Origin of the sequence: Chryseobacterium sp. ON_d1 (genome assembly GCF_006829085.1) — a bacterium.
Lineage (GTDB): Bacteria > Bacteroidota > Bacteroidia > Flavobacteriales > Weeksellaceae > Chryseobacterium.
This window is the reverse complement of record NZ_BJTC01000013.1, coordinates 142,040-158,416: the sequence shown is the minus strand read 5'-3', so window position 1 is coordinate 158,416 and position 16,377 is coordinate 142,040. Positions and strand designations below refer to the sequence as shown.

The 16,377-nt window shown below is 37.1% G+C and carries 15 protein-coding genes; 6 read left to right on the top strand and 9 right to left on the bottom strand.

Going from position 1 to position 16,377, the window contains the following annotated elements; translation table 11 throughout:
• Window positions 1-245: 245 nt before the first annotated feature.
• The 4 genes from CRS_RS19725 to CRS_RS19710 all read right to left on the bottom strand — a co-directional run bounded on the left by CRS_RS19725 (window position 246) and on the right by CRS_RS19710 (window position 5,327).
• Window positions 246-1,838, bottom strand: coding sequence for an MFS transporter (locus tag CRS_RS19725; protein ID WP_142725663.1), 1,593 nt, complete (start codon window positions 1,836-1,838; stop codon window positions 246-248).
• Window positions 1,839-1,940: 102 nt separating this feature from the next.
• Window positions 1,941-3,059 carry an HlyD family secretion protein gene (locus CRS_RS19720; protein ID WP_142725662.1) on the bottom strand — a complete coding sequence of 373 codons (1,119 nt, stop codon included), beginning with the start codon at window positions 3,057-3,059 and terminating at the stop codon, window positions 1,941-1,943.
• Window positions 3,060-3,081: 22 nt separating this feature from the next.
• Window positions 3,082-4,392 (bottom strand): TolC family protein, encoded by a 1,311-nt coding sequence (locus CRS_RS19715; protein ID WP_142725661.1) that lies wholly within the window; start codon window positions 4,390-4,392, stop codon window positions 3,082-3,084.
• Window positions 4,393-4,481: 89 nt separating this feature from the next.
• A complete protein-coding gene (locus CRS_RS19710) occupies window positions 4,482-5,327 on the bottom strand; it encodes an AraC family transcriptional regulator (RefSeq protein WP_142725660.1) in 846 nt (281 codons plus the stop codon).
• A gap of 74 nt (window positions 5,328-5,401) precedes the next feature.
• On the opposite strand from CRS_RS19710, the gene CRS_RS19705 reads away from it, so the two are divergent.
• Window positions 5,402-5,875 carry a DUF962 domain-containing protein gene (locus CRS_RS19705; RefSeq protein WP_142725659.1) on the top strand — a complete coding sequence of 158 codons (474 nt, stop codon included), beginning with the start codon at window positions 5,402-5,404 and terminating at the stop codon, window positions 5,873-5,875.
• Here the strand turns inward: CRS_RS19705 and CRS_RS19700 are convergent.
• Window positions 5,872-6,939: a DUF2891 domain-containing protein gene (locus tag CRS_RS19700; protein WP_142725658.1), complete on the bottom strand. Its 1,068-nt coding sequence runs from the start codon at window positions 6,937-6,939 to the stop codon at window positions 5,872-5,874. The two genes, CRS_RS19705 and CRS_RS19700, sit on opposite strands and share 4 nt — an antisense overlap.
• Window positions 6,940-7,078: 139 nt before the next feature.
• On the opposite strand from CRS_RS19700, the gene CRS_RS19695 reads away from it, so the two are divergent.
• Complete coding sequence (locus CRS_RS19695) at window positions 7,079-7,960, top strand: DUF4349 domain-containing protein (RefSeq protein WP_228451303.1); 882 nt, start codon at window positions 7,079-7,081, stop codon at window positions 7,958-7,960.
• Window positions 7,961-8,158: 198 nt separating this feature from the next.
• Here CRS_RS19695 and CRS_RS19690 read toward each other — a convergent pair whose 3' ends face one another.
• The 4 genes from CRS_RS19690 to dnaA form a co-directional block, all read right to left on the bottom strand.
• Window positions 8,159-8,857 carry an SAM-dependent methyltransferase gene (locus tag CRS_RS19690; protein WP_142725656.1) on the bottom strand — a complete coding sequence of 233 codons (699 nt, stop codon included), beginning with the start codon at window positions 8,855-8,857 and terminating at the stop codon, window positions 8,159-8,161.
• Window positions 8,858-8,861: 4 nt separating this feature from the next.
• Window positions 8,862-9,362 carry a nuclear transport factor 2 family protein gene (locus tag CRS_RS19685; RefSeq protein ID WP_142725655.1) on the bottom strand — a complete coding sequence of 167 codons (501 nt, stop codon included), beginning with the start codon at window positions 9,360-9,362 and terminating at the stop codon, window positions 8,862-8,864.
• Entirely contained in the window at window positions 9,359-9,817 is a 459-nt protein-coding gene (locus CRS_RS19680; protein WP_142725654.1) for a low molecular weight protein-tyrosine-phosphatase, read from the bottom strand. Before CRS_RS19680 ends, CRS_RS19685 begins: the two co-directional genes overlap by 4 nt.
• A 102-nt stretch (window positions 9,818-9,919) precedes the next feature.
• Entirely contained in the window at window positions 9,920-11,374 is a 1,455-nt protein-coding gene (gene dnaA / locus CRS_RS19675) for a chromosomal replication initiator protein DnaA (protein ID WP_002980474.1), read from the bottom strand.
• Between the two features lie 136 nt (window positions 11,375-11,510).
• On the opposite strand from dnaA, the gene CRS_RS19670 reads away from it, so the two are divergent.
• The 4 genes from CRS_RS19670 to CRS_RS19655 all read left to right on the top strand — a co-directional run bounded on the left by CRS_RS19670 (window position 11,511) and on the right by CRS_RS19655 (window position 16,376).
• Window positions 11,511-11,921 carry a thioesterase family protein gene (locus tag CRS_RS19670; protein ID WP_142725653.1) on the top strand — a complete coding sequence of 137 codons (411 nt, stop codon included), beginning with the start codon at window positions 11,511-11,513 and terminating at the stop codon, window positions 11,919-11,921.
• A 187-nt stretch (window positions 11,922-12,108) separates the two neighbouring features.
• Window positions 12,109-12,957, top strand: coding sequence for a prephenate dehydratase (gene pheA, locus CRS_RS19665; RefSeq protein WP_142725652.1), 849 nt, complete (start codon window positions 12,109-12,111; stop codon window positions 12,955-12,957).
• 366 nt (window positions 12,958-13,323) lie between these two features.
• Window positions 13,324-14,034 carry a hypothetical protein gene (locus CRS_RS19660; protein WP_142725651.1) on the top strand — a complete coding sequence of 237 codons (711 nt, stop codon included), beginning with the start codon at window positions 13,324-13,326 and terminating at the stop codon, window positions 14,032-14,034.
• A gap of 110 nt (window positions 14,035-14,144) precedes the next feature.
• Complete coding sequence (locus tag CRS_RS19655; RefSeq protein WP_142725650.1) at window positions 14,145-16,376, top strand: DUF2339 domain-containing protein; 2,232 nt, start codon at window positions 14,145-14,147, stop codon at window positions 16,374-16,376.
• Window position 16,377 lies beyond the last annotated feature (1 nt).

The following is a 16,377-nucleotide window of genomic DNA, read 5'->3' as shown; positions in this document are numbered from 1 at the left end:
AGAAAGAATAAAAATAAGAAACTATGAAATTTTTCACCTTTTATAAAAAGCTGGAGACTGGAAAAAGGGAGCTGGAAGTTAATGATGATCTGTAATTCATATAACTTCTTTTGAGATAAAGATACACAAAGGCGATAAAGCGCCTTTCATCACTTGCCACTTCCAGCCTCCGGCTCCCTGCTGCAATTGTAAAATCCCAGCCCAACCAAGGACCAGGATTTTACGGTGAAAAACAAGGTTATCTTTTATACTGCAGGGCCAGCTGCATCTTTTATTTCTTCCAATAATTTTTTTCTTTCACGAAGTCTCCTTCTTGCAATAACAGATTTACCGCCAAGAACTCTCACAAATCTGAAATACTGGAAACGTTTTGCGCCAAAATGATGGGTAGCAACATACATCAATACTCCCAACCCTATCAAAATAATATACCCGAATATCTTTTTGGTGGCTATGATAATAGCATTAAGCTGAATGGCTTTCATATTGGCGGCTACATTCTGAGGAGTAACCGTCATTCCGTCCATATAAACAGCAAGATCTCCAATTGCTGTTACCTGAAAACGGTACTGAAACCAAGAGTACAGGGTTGAAAAGATTCCTACAGCGAGGAAAGTTCTCCAAACCAGAACAAGTCCGATAGCTGCCAGCATTTCATCCATTTCAAGCTTATCCAGCGTATAAAACCATACGGAAATAAACAGTGAACACATTCCGTAGCCTTTTAAGAACATCGGCAGGTACCAGTTGTCATAACTGAACTCCAGTACCATAGAAAAATACATGATAATAGCATATCCAACCATGGCCGCAAAACCGGAAAAAATATACATTTTCAATGGTTTTTCTTTTTTGAACCAGAAAATTGCCAGAACTCCAGCCAGGATAATTCCGGGAATCATCAATAAACTCAACCTGGTATTGGTTAATTGGTCATACCCCAATACGCCTACCGCAAAAGTATTCTGAATAGAAGCAGTTCCTAAAAACATTCCCAGCCAGAAAAGCATAAATAATCCGTGCTGCACATTATTCTTTGTAAAAATTTTGAATGAAAGGTATGGCCGTTTTAAGGTTAACTGACGGATGGAAAGCAGTGCAAAACTGACAAAAGCTGCAATACTTGCATTCATGATATTCTTTGAGTTGAACCAATCCTGCTGTCTTCCAAATGAATAAACATAAGCCGAAAACATAAAAGTTGAAATGAAAAGCAAAATACTTAACCAATCGATATAATGAAGGGGAACTTTTAACGCAAAATATTTGTTATGCATAAAAATCCAGTGTATCAAAGCTAAAATAAAACATAAAACTGCCGTGAACAGGTAAAACTGCTGCCAGTTATAAAGAAGAGCGAACTCTGCAGCATAATACGTAGCCACTTGATTCATGACAAGAACAAACGTATAGAAAGCGCCATAAAATACACCGCGGTTTCCAATCATCACCATTAATGGCAGAAACAGCTCTATGGTGACCATCATCTTCATAAAGCCTATCATTAAAGAAGTAAATATGAAGATCATTGGTTGTAAGGTAGTCCCGTTCACATAACTGAGCAGTCCTAAAAGCACCAGAAGCAAAACCATCTTGTCTCTTACTTTGAATCTCATTTTGATTCTGAGAACAACAGGCATACAGGCTCCCATCCCAATGGTTGTAGCGTAGTTTGCCCACATAAAATATTCTGTCATGGCACCGGTACCGCTTACCAGAGAACTGATATTCCCAGTATATACCCCACCAATAGGCATTACCACAGCAAGCAGTAATACAATCAGCAGCAGCTGTACGGGTTTCGGCACCCAGTCACTATATAATCCTTTGTTGTACATGATTTTTTAGGTAATAGATTTCAGATATCAGATGGCAGACTTCCAACATTCAACCTAAGCTTTCCTTACACATATTGTCTGGAATCCGATATCTTCCTTCTTTTAGTCTTTATTAATATTCACATTCATATTCATTCCGGCGCTCAGTTTATCCAGATCTTCTTTTTTGTTGGAAGCTGTAAACTCTATTCTTACAGGTATTCTCTGCTGTACTTTAATAAAGTTTCCGGTAGAATTATCTGTAGGCACACTTGAATATCGTGAACCGGTAGCAGCAGAAACAGCTGTTACTACGCCTTCGAATTTCTTCCCGCCTAAAGCATCTGCTGTCATGGAAATTTTTTCTCCTACTTTGATATTCGGCATCTGGCTTTCCAGGAAGTTGGCTGTTACCCATTTCTGGCCATTCAGTACGATGGTGGCAACCTGTTGTCCAGGCTGGATCAATTGTCCTTCAGAAATAGTTCTTCTACCCATTACTCCATCGTAAGGTGCGGTAATTACTGTATATGAAAGATTAATTTTCGCCATATCCAGAGCTGATTTCGTTCTTTTAATTTCAGCATCATTAATTCCCAGTCTGCTTTTCACCTCGGTCGTAGAAAGGTTCGCAGACTGCTTTTGATTTACTAAGGTTTCATAAGCAGCCTTTTGTGCATCATATTCTGTTTTTACCTGATCATACTGTTGTCTGGTTACAGCTTCGGCAGCCAAAAGATTTTTGTATCGGTTTAAATTCTGCTCTGCATTCCACAATCTTGCTTTTGCCCCTGCAATATTAGACTGCATGACGTTGATATTGTTGGAAACTGTATTCACAGAAGAACTTGTAGCTGTTTTTTGAGCCATCGCATTCTGATAAGCAGCTTCTGCCTGTCCCAGCTGGGTAAGAATTTCACGATCATCCAGTATGACCAGCGTATCTCCCTTTTTTACATGCTGATGTTCAATAAACTTAATTTCTTTGATGTAGGCCGAAACCCTTGTATTGATAGGATTGATAAATTCCTCTACCTGCGCCGCTTCCGTATAAGTTTTGTTTCCGATATGGAAATATTCACGAATTAACCAGAATAATCCGAAACCGATCACCAGAAAAACGACGATATTGGAAATAATCGCTCTGATCTTATTGGTTTTATTTTTCTTTTTCTTATTTTCTGCAGCAGATGTTGCCGGATTTGGTGTTGTATTTTGAGTGGTTTGTTCCTTGTTTTCCATTGTGTTGATTTTCAGTTTTAAATTAAAGTGTTCCTGTAGATTTCAAAAGGTTGTAATACTGATACAAAACATTGATTTCAGCATTGGCATAATCAAGCTCCGACTGTAGTTTCTGGTTCTGTGCATCAATCATTTCTGCCTGTACAGCCAATTGGTTCAGGTATTTGGCTTCTGTAATCTTATAGTTTTCTTCCGCCAGTCTTTTGGAGTCATTCAGAATGTCTGCCTGCTGAATGGCTTCCTGATATTTTGTATAAGCTGCATTCACTCCCATATCCACATTCTGCTGTACCAGAGTCATCGCATCATTCGCCTGATTCTTTTGCAGCACTCCTAATTTCACTTTTTCTTTTGTTTTATAAAGGGCATCTATATTATAGCTTAAAGAAACTCCGGTCTGCCAGCCTCCTGAATACATATCCAAAACAGGATTTCTTGTTGTGATCGGTCTTTGCAGCGTATATCCACCGAACCCCGCAACGGTAGGGGCATTATCCGTTTTGATGATCTCGATATTCTTATCTGCCACCGCAATATTTTTTTGAGCCGATTTCAGTACCGGATTGCTCTCATGGGCAAGATTCATATAATAATCTATACCTATTCCCGATTCTTTGTTCTCTAAACTTTCTGTTGGAATAATTTCGGTGTCTGAGGATAAACCCAGAGCAATACTTAAATTATAATTAAGGATTTTTTTATTGTTTGAAAGGGTTAAAATTCCCTGGTCAAGATTTTTGATGGCCAATTCCCCGCGAATCACCTCATTCCTGGTTACCATGCCCTGCTGATAGAACTTCTGGATATTTTTAAGACGTTCCTGAGCCAGTTTTTTGTTATTCTGAAATACCTCTTCCTGGTTGATAATTTTATAAACATCCAGATAATTGGAAATCACCAAAAATTTAACGTCCTGCTTATTTTTCTCCAGATCAAGCTCGGAAAGCTGCTCCCGAAGTCCCGCCATTTCAATAGACTTATTCACTAATCCCCCTTTAAAAATCAGCTGTGTTGCCTGAACCGCATATGAACTCCCGTAATGCGGCATCGGAATTTTAGTGGAATTTGAAAAATCTTTATCAATTGCTACTGCATCTCCTAAATAGAACTGGCTTGTAGAAGCGGTGATTGTGGGAAGTTTCTGAAGCTTAACAACACTTGTATTTTGCTTTGCAATATCAATGTTCTGGGCAGAAACTTTGAGCTGCTGATGATTATGAACAGCAAGGTCCGCCACCTCACCTGCGGTCATCTGTTTGATCTGCTGTGAAAAAAACAGCGCAGGAAAAGCTGCTATCAGAAAAGATAGTGCTGTTTTTATTTTCTTTGTCATTTTACCTTGTTTTACAGATGCAAAGTTAGGTCAACAACAAAATCAATCAAATGTTTGATTTTTGGAAAAAGATGTTCAAATGTAAGATTTCAGTTTTCAAACTGATGTCTGTACTGCGTAGGACTTACTTCCAGATGCTTCTTAAAAAAGTGAGAAAATGAGTATTGATCACTGAATCCGAGGATAGATGAAACCTCCGAAACCGGTTTATTGGAAGAGTTTAAGAGAACTTTAGCCTCATTGATCACAATTAAAGCAATGATCTGACTTGCAGATTTACCCGTGATGGCCTTTACCACGGAAGAAAGATGTCTGGTTGTAATTGACTGCCGTTCGGCATAAAACTCAACGGTTCTTTCTGTAAGGTGATGCTCGGCAAGGTCCGTAAGAAATACAAATACAATTTCCTCCTGTCTGGATATCTGACTCATGGAACTGTTGTCTTCTTTTGAGATGATTCCCGCCATCTGATAGCAGAAAACAGAGAAAAGGTGTTCCACCATCTCTTTCTTATAAAGCATATCGGTCTCAGAATCCAGAATATACTTCAGAAAATTGACACTTTTCCAGACCACTTCCATTTCATCCTCAGGAAAAGGGACTCCTTTATTCATCTGCTGCCGGAAATACCGATACGTAATCAAGCGGTTAAATTTCAATGACAGCGCCGAAATAAATTCCCTTTTATAAGAAATCATTCTCGACTGAAAATCATCAGTCACTCCCACCACTTCATAGATAGTCTGTGGGTCAGTTACCATAAACATATTGGCAGAAACTTCCAGATCACTGAAATGCTGACGCAGTTTTATGGTTCCGGATTTAATAAAAATAAAAGCAGGATTATCAGGACGAAAAGGCTTACCAACAGCTATTCGCTCGAAAATGTTGTGTTCCGTAAAAATATCAACTCCGAACTTTTCTAAGGCAGACATAAGACAAATGTAAGCAATCTTACCAGTGATTACAAAATTTTATTATTTTAGTGCCAATCCAATTTCCTGTCAATATGAGAAAGGTTGATCTATTATTTGCCGAATACAGTAAAAGCCATAGAAATGCCACCAACAAGTTCATTCACTGGATTTGTGTCCCTCTGATTTTCTGGACCATCCTGGGCTTTGTGTCTCTGGTTCCGGCTCCTCATTTTTGTACTTCCTATTTCGGATGTATCAGTATCATAAGCCTTATTGTGATGATTCTGATTACATTCTTCTATATAAGACTTTCTTTTTTGATCGCAATGATAATGCTAATTGTAATGCTTGTCATGGAACATTTTATTTACCTTGCCAATATCAGTTCAGGGAAACAGTCATGGATCATTTATCTTTCTGTATTTGTTGTTACCTGGATTTTCCAGTTTATAGGTCACAAAATTGAAGGGAAAAAACCTTCTTTCCTCAAAGATATCCAGTTCCTTCTGATAGGACCAATATGGCTTTTAGGGTTTATTCTTAAAAAAACAGGAGTCAGATACTAATCTTCCAGGGCATATACTGCAAAACTTGCCAGCCAATGGTCTCCTCCATAATTCCCCTGGAAAAGCAGCGGTAATCCGTTAGCAAGAAATACATCTGCCGTTTTCCTGAAAGTCTTTTTTAATGGATGATTAGCAGGCAGAGCATTTGAAATTCCTTTCATACACCATGCTTTGGAAAATGATAATCCTACCAGATGAACCGTTTGGTAATCACTCAAGTCACTTACCACCGGGATTTTTTCAATATTTTCCAGACTCCTTTTTTCATAGAAAGCGTTCAGCCACTGTACAAATTCTTTTTGAGGAAGCACTCTTCGCATCAGATCTGCAATTTCCAGACTCGGGGAAAAGAAATCCGAGCCATCCGGCTCCAGATAGGCAGGTGTTTTCTGATCTTTTAAGAAAAAGTACTTTGCTTTTTCCATCAGCTGATTTTCAAACTCTTTATCTTTATTGGCTCTTGCCCAATCTATAGCGAAAGCCATGGCAAAAGCGGTATTCGGATGAACTCCGGTTCTGTTGGGATAAGTTTGCTTTGGAAGATATGTTTTCCAGGACTTCAGGATCTGATCCGTAAGTGGTTTCAGGTTCTGATGCCATATTTTGGCTTTCGGGTGGTCCCAGTTGGTCAATTCTTCATCCAACTTTAAAATCCAAGCCCAGCCATAGGTTCTTTCAAAGCTTCCGGTTAAATGATATTTTGTAAAGTAATCTGCTTCTGTCTGCAGCTTTTCTTTTTGAAATGATTCATCCAGAATTTTTTCAATTTCTTTGGCACTAGACAGATTAGGTTTTGTTTTCAAAAGTCTTGTCAGCATCCAATGCCCATGAACAGAGCTATGCCAATCAAAACAGCCATAAAAGCTGGGGTGAAGATCTTTAGGCGTTAAAGGAACTTCACCTGCATTATTGATAATATGTGCAGTTTTATTAGGATATTCCTGGTTGATACAGTGAAGAGGCTTATCAGATAACTTCATTGCCATCTCATCTGTAAGTTTTGGAACTTCCTGCGCGTACATCAGAAATGGAAAAAATACGAATGCTAAAAGACTTTTTTTCATGAATTAAAAATAGAAATAATTTACAGTTTCAGCAATTTTTCCAATCGGTTTTAAAAGCTTTTGTTCTGAATTCTGACCCATTTACAGTATGATCAATTTTTAAGCACAATTTTTGATGATATCATCAGAAACTAAGTCTATGAAAAATATTATTCTCCTTTTATCCTGCATTCTGCTTATCAACTGCAGTAAATCCGGCAATAATAAATATGAAGCAAAAGCTGATCTGATGGAAGTTGTTCCTGAAGACAAAATTACAGCATTACCTTCCCCGGCACCTCTTATTTCTGAGAAAACAGCCTCCGATGGAAATGATTCCAATAAAGAAGTCTATACATCTAAGAAAACGGATACGATTTCTAAAAAAATCATCAAAAACGGTGATATGAAGATTCAGGTAGGTGATATTAAGAAAGCACAAAATCAGGTCAATGAGATCATCAGAAAAAATAATGCTTATATCCAGAAAGAAGAATTTCAAAATACGGATATGGATGATAACCTTACTTTGATCATTCGTGTACCTCATAAAAATTTTGATGCACTGATCAATTCTTTTTCGGATGGTGTAGGATCTGTTTTGTCTAAAAATATTTCCTCCGATGATGTCACAGAGGAATATACTGATGTAGCCATAAAGCTGGCCAACAAAAAAATCTATCTTGAAAAGTACCGTAATATGCTCAAAAGTGCTGCTACCACAAAAGATATGCTGGAAATTCAGGAAAATATCCGTGAGCTGGAAGATGAGATAGACATTGCTGAAGGCAGGCTTCGCTTCATTGATGACAGGGTGAATTACAGCACTCTGAATTTAAGCCTATATAAAGAGAAAGTGAGAAGTTCGGCCACCTCTAAAATTGGCTTCGGAAGCCGGTTTATGGATTCTCTGACGGAAGGATGGAACAGTTTTGTGAGCTTCCTGCTGGGAATCGTTTCACTATGGCCATTCTTTTTGATCATTCCTATGATCGTTTTCCTTTGGAGAAAATGGAAATCAAAGAAAAAAGTTCAAAATTAATTTATTAAAAATCCGGGCACCTTCGATGCCCGGATTTTTACTGCATTATCAACAATTTATACTGTTTCCAGTTCTGTATTGAAAATCAAGAATAATGCAACAGCTGCGTTAAGAGCTGTTAAATATTTTTTTAATATAAAAAGATCCAATTGTGAATAACGAAAGGACAAGGAATAATTTATGTTTTTCCTATACCTCCTATTTCCCCAGTACAAATACTGCAGGAATTTTATGAAGTTCCGGTTTCTGTTTCTGCCAGTCTTTAATTGTTTTCGTCCTGATAAACTCATGTTCCGGATCGTTGATATTGGCTGCAATACAAAGCCTGGTATTTGGTGACAAAAATTTGCACAAATCTTCAAAAAGCTGATTATTCCGGTAAGGCGTTTCCATGAAAATCTGTGAATATCCTGTTTTCTGAACAAGGCTTTCAAGATTCATAATCTGTTTCTTTTTCTCTCCTTTATCTATAGGAAGATAGCCATGGAAAGTAAATTCCTGCCCGTTGAAACCACTGGAAATCAAAGCCAGGATAATAGATGATGGCCCAGATATCGGGATCACTCTGATATTTTTCTCGTGACACCATTTTACGATCAGGTTTCCGGGATCTGCAATACAAGGCAGCCCGGCTTCTGACAGCAGTCCGAAGTCCTGCCCTTTCAGCATCAGTTCCTGAGCTTCTTTAATATCTGCATTTTCTGTGTATTTATCCAGCAGAAATAACTTCAGATCAGCCTGCTTTTTTTCAGGAGCAAAAAATTTAACAACCTTTCTCGCTGTTTTTTCATTTTCTACAAAGAAGTAGTCAGTCTGCATGATATAGTCCTTCAGGACAGGTGAAAAGTGGTTGATAGAAGTATTTTCTGATAAGTAAGCAGGGAGTAAAAAAAGCATTGTATTATTTTTTAGTTCTTTCGTTAAGTGAAGGTTGTGGGAAATATTTGGTCAGATCCATAGAGAAGGTAACCGAGGTGATTTTCCAGGTTCCGTTGATCTTCATCAGTGTCCAGATCTCCTTTCCCCAGTTTTCCATTTTGCCATCATACCAAAAGCTGTAATCAAAATTAGCAGAAGCAATTGATCCGTCTTCTATGATCTTAATGTTATCAAATTTTTCTTCAGATTTATCATCTTTAAAGCTTCTGATGAAAGCTTTATAGTCGTCTGCAAAGTAGTAATCTGCTTTAGGATTTTTCTCCAGACGCTTAGCCTGCGTTCTGTCTTTGTAAATTCCGGTCCACAGTACAGGCTCCTGGAATAAAGAAAGATACCTGGCTTCGTCTCTGGATTTAATGCATCCCATAAAGTCATCCATTACTTTACGGATCTCTGTTTCATCTTTAGTTTGGGAGAAAGAAAAATTAAAGCTTAATAAAAGCAATAACAGCAGTTTTTTCATGATTCGTATTTTAGAATTTGGTTCTTAATAGCATTGCACCCTTTGTCCAAAAGCTGAAAGACGTTTTCAAAATCTTTCATGTCTCCCCAATATGGATCCGGGACCTCAGCATTTTGATGATCTCCCAATGCTTCTAAAAACAAAGATACTTTCTGACGCTCTCCTTCATTTTTAGTTCTAGAAACGACATCTTCAAATACGTCAATATCCATGCAGTAAATCTTATCAAAGATTTCAAAATCTCTCCTTGTAATAGGCCTTGATCTTTGTTGAGATATATCAATATGATGATTGGCAGCAGTTTTAATGGCTCTTTTATCAGGATGCTCTCCTTCATGCATTGAAATGATGCCTGCTGAATCTACCCTATAATGATCCGGTATTTTTGTTTTCATAATTCCTTCTGCCAGAGGACTTCTGCATATATTTCCCAGACAAACCATTAGTATTTTCATATGCTCACTATTTAAAAAGGATCTTTTGTCACGACAAAACTAAATAAAAAATGAAGAATAAAACTATCCTTCATTTCAATTTATTTTTCAGCTTAACACTATTTATTGTTTGATTCTTTCAGTAAGGTCTTTGACGTATTTCTTGATTTCTTTATCAATTTTTGATACGTCTTTGATGGTATCACAAGCATACATTACCGTCGAGTGATCTTTTCCTCCCATTTCTTCACCGATTTTAGTAAATGTAGAATTGGTAAATTCTTTGGAGAAGTACATTGCCAGCTGTCTTGGTAATGCGATCTCTCTTTTTCTTGTTTTTGAAAGCAGCTGTTCTTTTTTGATTCCAAAATAGTCACAAACTACTTCCTGGATATAAGGAATATTGATAACTTTTTTCTGGTTGGCAGCAATTCTGTTGATGGTTTCTTTCAGTAATTCCAGGCTAAGATCTCTCTTATATACTGTAGAGTAAGCGATCACCGAGTTGATCACCCCGATCAGTTCTCTTACGTTCGTTTTCGCTTCAGCAGCAAGGAAGTCCAGCATATCTCCCGGAAGAACAATTCCATCTCTGCTTAGTTTATCTTCAATGATCTGTCTTCTTGTAGACAGGTCCGGAGATTTAATTTCTGCAGAAAGTCCCCATTTGAAACGGGAAACAATTCTGTCCTGGATATCCATAATATCTGCAGGCGCTTTATCTGACGTCAGGATAATCTGCTTTCCGTTCTGATGCAGGTGATCAAAAATATGGAAGAAGCTGTCCTGAGTCGCTGATTTTCCTGATAAGAACTGGATATCATCAATGATTAATACATCTACCATCTGGTAGAAATTGGCAAATTCAGTCTGCTTGTGTGCTTTGGCTGCAGAGATGAACTGCTGGATAAATTTTTCAGATGATAAATAAAGAACTACTTTATCCGGAAACTGATTTTTTACTTCAAGCCCTACAGCCTGTCCTAAGTGGGTTTTTCCAACTCCATACCCTCCATATAAAAATAACGGGTTGAAAGCTGTTGCTCCGGGTCTTTTTGCTATGGATCTGGCTACAGTCGCTGCAAATTTATTGCTTTCCCCCTCTACATAACTATCGAATGAATAGTCAGGCTTCAGGTTAGAATCTATATTTACTTTTCTTATTCCAGGAACTACAAAAGGATTTACAATATTAGCAGAGAATCCTTGTGGCATTGTTTCCTGTGTTTTCGGAGTGGGAACGCTTTGTCCCTTGATGTTCATGGTAACTGGCTTTTCTTCCCCTTTCGGTCTGTTTTCCATTACAGAATACCATAATTTCACTCCTTTTCCAATATTTTTCTTCAGGGCAGCAGAAAGTAAGGACAGGTAATTGTCCTCTATATATTCCTTGTAAAAATCGCTCGGTACGATCAGCGTAAGGTTATTCGCTACTAATGAAAGCGGCTGAACCTTATCGAATAACATATCGAAAGATTTTTCAAGTTTTTTAAGGTCAGAATTGTCTTCAGCTGCGTTCAGGTTATCACGCATAAACTGAAGGCATTTCTGCCATATCATCATTAAATTGTCATCCATTTTTTATGCCCTGATTATTCTTTGTTTGTACTGTTTTTAGAAGGAAGACAAAGGTCCAATTTTTTCTTTTTAAAAAAAAATATTGCAGCTATTGATTATTTAAAAATATATTTGTATGTATAATTTAACGCCAAAAATGATACACACAACACACTCAATACGAGTACGTTACGCAGAAACAGACCCCATGAAATACGTATACTACGGCAACTATGCTGAGTACTTCGAAGTAGGCAGAGTGGAGCTCTTCAGAAGCATAGGAATTTCATACGATGAAATTGAAAACCAAGGAATTTGGCTTCCTGTTTCAGAGTATAAAATTAAATATATCCGGCCGGCTTTGTATGATCAAAAATTAGAAATTCACACCTGTGTCAAAAAAATTCCGGGAGTAAGGATTGAGTTTGAATATGAAATTTACAATGAGGAGCATATTAAAATAACAGAAGCATCCACTACTCTATTCTTTCTGGATGCAAAAACCAACAAAGTAATCAAGTGTCCGGATTTCCTGATGCAAATGATTGAGAAGAACTGGAAGGAATAGACAGCAGGGGTTCTGAGTTTGAGAGTTTGAGGATTCGAGAGTTTAAGGTTTATGGTTCTAAATTTAAAGTCGGGAAACAAGAAACAAAAATAACCAGCAACAAAACAAAGTCACAACACACACTCTGTTTATGAATTAATTCGCACCTTTGTACCTTTATTTTATTCATCCTTTATATTATAGTATTATGAAGATTGCATTTTTGGGGCCTCATGCCAGTTTTACCCAGCTTGCTGCCGCTCAGCTTTTCCCTGATGAAGAGTTATTACCACAAGCCAGTATTCTGGATTGTTTTAATGCTGTTGAAAACGGAGAGGCGGTAAAAGCAGTTGTACCACTGGAAAACTCTATTGAGGGAACAGTTTCGATGACGCTGGATTATTTATACAAGACCCCTTCTATTAAAATTGAGGCAGAAGCAGTAATGCCCATCGCCCATCACCTGATGATTCATCCGAAAAATTCGGTTGAAAATATTGAAAGAATCTATTCACATCCGCAGGCTCTTGCACAGAGCTTTCATTTTCTGGACAGTCATTATAAAGAAATTCCAAAACAGGACTTTTCTTCTACTGCCGCTGCGGCTAAATTTGTTTCAGAAAACCCGGACACTTCCATCGCTGCGGTAGCCAACCAATTTGCAGCTAATTTATATGGTCTGAAAATTATTAACCGTAATATTCAGGATTTTGAACAGAACCATACCCGGTTCATTATTATTTCCAAGCACCAGAATACCTATAAGAATGATCGTCTTGAATCTTTAGGAGAAAAATCAGGAATGCTGATTACTCTTCCAGAAGATCACCCGGGCGGGCTGCATCAGGTATTATCTGTTTTTGCATGGAGAAAAATGAACCTCAGCAAAATTGAATCCAGAACATTAAAGACCGGCTTGGGAAATTACTTTTTCTTTATTAATGTGGCAGGTCCCTGGGAGGAAGTCTTACATGAAAATGCTCTTAAAGAGCTTGAATCAATCAAAGCAAATGTTGATTTTCTTGGAAATTATCAGGAATTCCTTCTGGAAAGCTAAGAAAAAAATGCAATAAATCCTTTAAAACACTGCCTCCATGGCAGTGTTTTTCTTTTTTATGACCTTGCAAAAGCCAAAAAAATAAAATTGTGACTGTTAAAATATTTACTTGTTACCCTCTTTGATCAGCCGTTAAAATAACCCACTACTAAGGGAGAATTATATTTTCTTAAAACCCTTATAAACAGGTAATTAATTAAAAAATAATTATAATAAGTCGTAAATTAATTATGTGATAAAATCACACAAAATATAAACATATGTTTAAATATATTACATCATATTAATGTAAAAATTATAGATTTCACAATGCAGGGTATAATTTTTGTTGTATATTTGCTTAGCAACTAATTAAAAATCTTGATCATGAAAACTAAACTTTACAGCTTATTGTTGGCATGTGCAACCCTACCTTTATTCTCACAAGTTGGTATTAATACACCAACCCCTTCTGCAACTTTAGATGTTAACGGAAATACAAAGATCCGTACTACCCCTGCAGCCCCTGCATTAAGTGGCTACCAGGTGCTTGGTATCAATACCGGCAGCTCAGAAGTATCTTCAATTGATCCTGCACTATTAATAGCCGCATCAGGAACTAATCCTACCGTATATTCTGCAAAAAAAAGTACTGGCATCAGTCTCCTTTCCGTAGGTGTATTGGGAGATTTCAAACCTGTTAATTTTCTAGCAGCTGAAAGAACCATAGGGAGTGCAGCTTTATTCAATGATACTACTTCAGCTTATACAATACCTTCAGACGGAGTATATGCAATAGCATATTCATTCCGTTTTGGAACAGGGCTTCAAGCTTCTTTATTAAGTAGTGGTACTGGTATTGGAATCACCAGAACAAGAGGAGCCGGAGCTGGTGTCACCGCATTAATAGACTCCCGTCTCTTCAGTGGTGTCAATCTTTTAGTGGCTAGTTTAACGATCTCGGACAGTTATATTAATGGGCTATACTCCTTCCAGGCAGGTGATAGAGTAAACTTTGGATTTATTGATCCCGGTATTAGCTTAACATTATTATCAACAAGTACTACATCATTCTACATTTACAAAGTATCCAACTAGAAAAACATATTGTTAGTTATCTATACCATTTAGCCCATCATCTATACAGTGATGGGTTAATTTTTAGATAGCTTATCAAACATTTCTTTATATTTGATAAAAACTATGAAATGAATGAACTCATTGCTGTCATAATATTCATTGTCATCTTCATCATTTTCAACAATCTGAATACTAAAATCAGAAGGCTTGAAAAGGAGATCTCAGATCTTAATGATAAGATCAGCAGGGCTGGTGATGAGTCTGAGACAGTTCAAAAGAAAACCCCGACAGAAAAAACTTTTATACAGCAGCAGGCAGAGCCTCAGCAGACCAATAAAAATATACAGAACAATCAAGAAATTCCAACACCAGCCGACAAGGACCGGCTGACTCCCGTTTTTGACTTTTTAAAACAAAATGTCCTCACCATTATTGGTATTTTCACTCTCGTTCTGGGAATCGGATATTTTGTAAAATATGCCATTGATAAAAACTGGATCGGAGAAGCTGCAAGAGCAGGAATTGGCTTTTGTACGGGAGCCGGAATCATCATCATAGGGTATTTTATCAGAAAAAATTACACAACTTTCTCATCCATTATAACAGGAGGTGGAATCGCTGTTCTTTACTTCACAGCTACCATTGCCTTCCGTGAATACCACCTGTTTACACAGAATACAGCATTTGCCACAACTGTTTTAATAACGGCAGTATCTATTGTTCTATCTTATTACTATAAAAGTCAGGTATTAATCATATTTTCATTAATAGGAGGATTCACTGCGCCTTTGATGATCAGTACCGGCCACAGCAATTACCTTTTCCTTTTTATTTATCTTACCCTTTTAAATATCGGAATGCTGGCAGCATCATTCCTTCAGCATTGGAAAAGTGTCGGATGGACAGCTTATATTTTTACAACCTGTTATCTTTTCTATTGGACCCATAAAAGTCCGGAACTCTTAAATATTACTTTTTATATGATCAGTTATGCTGTTTTCTACATTTTTGCATTACATGATTATATCAGGAAAAAAGCACTTTCCTCCTCTGATATTGCTATACTCGTTCTTACTAATTTTTCGAGTATTTTGGGACTGATCTATACTTTTAACACACTAAAATATGAACCACCAATTATTTTCCCACTTGTCTTTGCAGCAGTAAATGCTGTTCTGTTTTTTAGAGAATATGGAAAAAAGGACTTTGGAATCGCTTATTCTGTATTTGCAGGGTTGGTTACCAGCCTTATAACAGCAGCTGTTGCAATTCAGTTCAAAACACACCTTATCACCAGTATCTGGGCGATAGAAACAACCCTTCTTCTTTTCATCTGGAAAAAAACCGGTCATAAGATTTTCAGAATCTTCTTTTATATCCTTTTTCCATTGGTGATAACTGCCCAACTTGTAACATGGACAGCCTATTTTGGTACAAAAGATTTAGCCATTATATTCAATTCTCCGTTTATCACCAGCTCATTTACCATTGTTTCCATAATAATCAATTTATATTTATTAAGGAATACCGAGAAAGAATCACAAAATAAAGACCTCAATTTTTTTGAAGACCTTAGCACTGTGATAAGTTATGGCGTTATTTATATTACTTTTCTTCTTGAGATTACCTATCATATTTCGGAAATGCACTGGGCAGCAATCACCAGCGTAGGATTGTTATTCAGTATCTTTTATATTTTCATCTTATTGCTTCTCAGAAAGCCACTGAACATCAGAAATGATATCCAGAATATATTGATTTACCTTCTTTTCATTCTCATCATTGTTACCATAGCCGTTCCTACTCCATCAGTAGTGACAGCAATTTTATCAAAAAAACTGGCTCCAGGTTTTTATCTGCTTCATCTTCTTCAGTGGATTCCTTTTACCTATGTATGCTTCAAAATTATTCCGTCTTCAGAATTTCACAAGCGCGAAATCTCTTACTGGCTTCTTTCTTTAACACTTATCATTTTTACAAGCTGCGAATTGCATCACACCTATGTACTGATGATCCCGAATAATATTCCCCAATCTTATGAAGCTGATAAGCATTTCAATATTCTTTATCTTCCTATCATATGGACAATACTTGCCAGCATTTTTATTTATACAGGCCTCAAAAAGAATATCCGGGAATACCACAAGATTGGTTTTACGCTTGTCGGTTTGATGGTATTAAAACTTTACGGTTATGACGTATGGCAAATGGACAATATTTCAAGAATCAGTGCTTTCATCGTACTTGGAATCATTTTATTATTAAGTTCTTTTGCTTTTCAGCGGCTGAAAAACCTGATCAGAGATATGATGGACAAAAAAGACAAAAATGAAGAAGCTGCAGACCATCCATCAGGATAAA

What these genes read in the sequence shown, in the direction of transcription:
- CRS_RS19725 (WP_142725663.1), bottom strand. Translation starts at nt 1,838, where the DNA reads ATGTACAACAAAGGATTATATAGTGACTGGGTGCCGAAACCCGTACAG.
- CRS_RS19670 (WP_142725653.1), top strand. Translation starts at nt 11,511, where the DNA reads ATGATACACACAACACACTCAATACGAGTACGTTACGCAGAAACAGAC.
- CRS_RS19700 (WP_142725658.1), bottom strand. Translation starts at nt 6,939, where the DNA reads ATGAAAAAAAGTCTTTTAGCATTCGTATTTTTTCCATTTCTGATGTAC.
- dnaA (WP_002980474.1), bottom strand. Translation starts at nt 11,374, where the DNA reads ATGGATGACAATTTAATGATGATATGGCAGAAATGCCTTCAGTTTATG.
- CRS_RS19660 (WP_142725651.1), top strand. Translation starts at nt 13,324, where the DNA reads ATGAAAACTAAACTTTACAGCTTATTGTTGGCATGTGCAACCCTACCT.
- CRS_RS19680 (WP_142725654.1), bottom strand. Translation starts at nt 9,817, where the DNA reads ATGAAAATACTAATGGTTTGTCTGGGAAATATATGCAGAAGTCCTCTG.
- CRS_RS19705 (WP_142725659.1), top strand. Translation starts at nt 5,402, where the DNA reads ATGAGAAAGGTTGATCTATTATTTGCCGAATACAGTAAAAGCCATAGA.
- pheA (WP_142725652.1), top strand. Translation starts at nt 12,109, where the DNA reads ATGAAGATTGCATTTTTGGGGCCTCATGCCAGTTTTACCCAGCTTGCT.
- CRS_RS19710 (WP_142725660.1), bottom strand. Translation starts at nt 5,327, where the DNA reads ATGTCTGCCTTAGAAAAGTTCGGAGTTGATATTTTTACGGAACACAAC.
- CRS_RS19715 (WP_142725661.1), bottom strand. Translation starts at nt 4,392, where the DNA reads ATGACAAAGAAAATAAAAACAGCACTATCTTTTCTGATAGCAGCTTTT.
- CRS_RS19685 (WP_142725655.1), bottom strand. Translation starts at nt 9,362, where the DNA reads ATGAAAAAACTGCTGTTATTGCTTTTATTAAGCTTTAATTTTTCTTTC.
- CRS_RS19690 (WP_142725656.1), bottom strand. Translation starts at nt 8,857, where the DNA reads ATGCTTTTTTTACTCCCTGCTTACTTATCAGAAAATACTTCTATCAAC.
- CRS_RS19695 (WP_228451303.1), top strand. Translation starts at nt 7,079, where the DNA reads ATGAAAAATATTATTCTCCTTTTATCCTGCATTCTGCTTATCAACTGC.
- CRS_RS19655 (WP_142725650.1), top strand. Translation starts at nt 14,145, where the DNA reads ATGAATGAACTCATTGCTGTCATAATATTCATTGTCATCTTCATCATT.
- CRS_RS19720 (WP_142725662.1), bottom strand. Translation starts at nt 3,059, where the DNA reads ATGGAAAACAAGGAACAAACCACTCAAAATACAACACCAAATCCGGCA.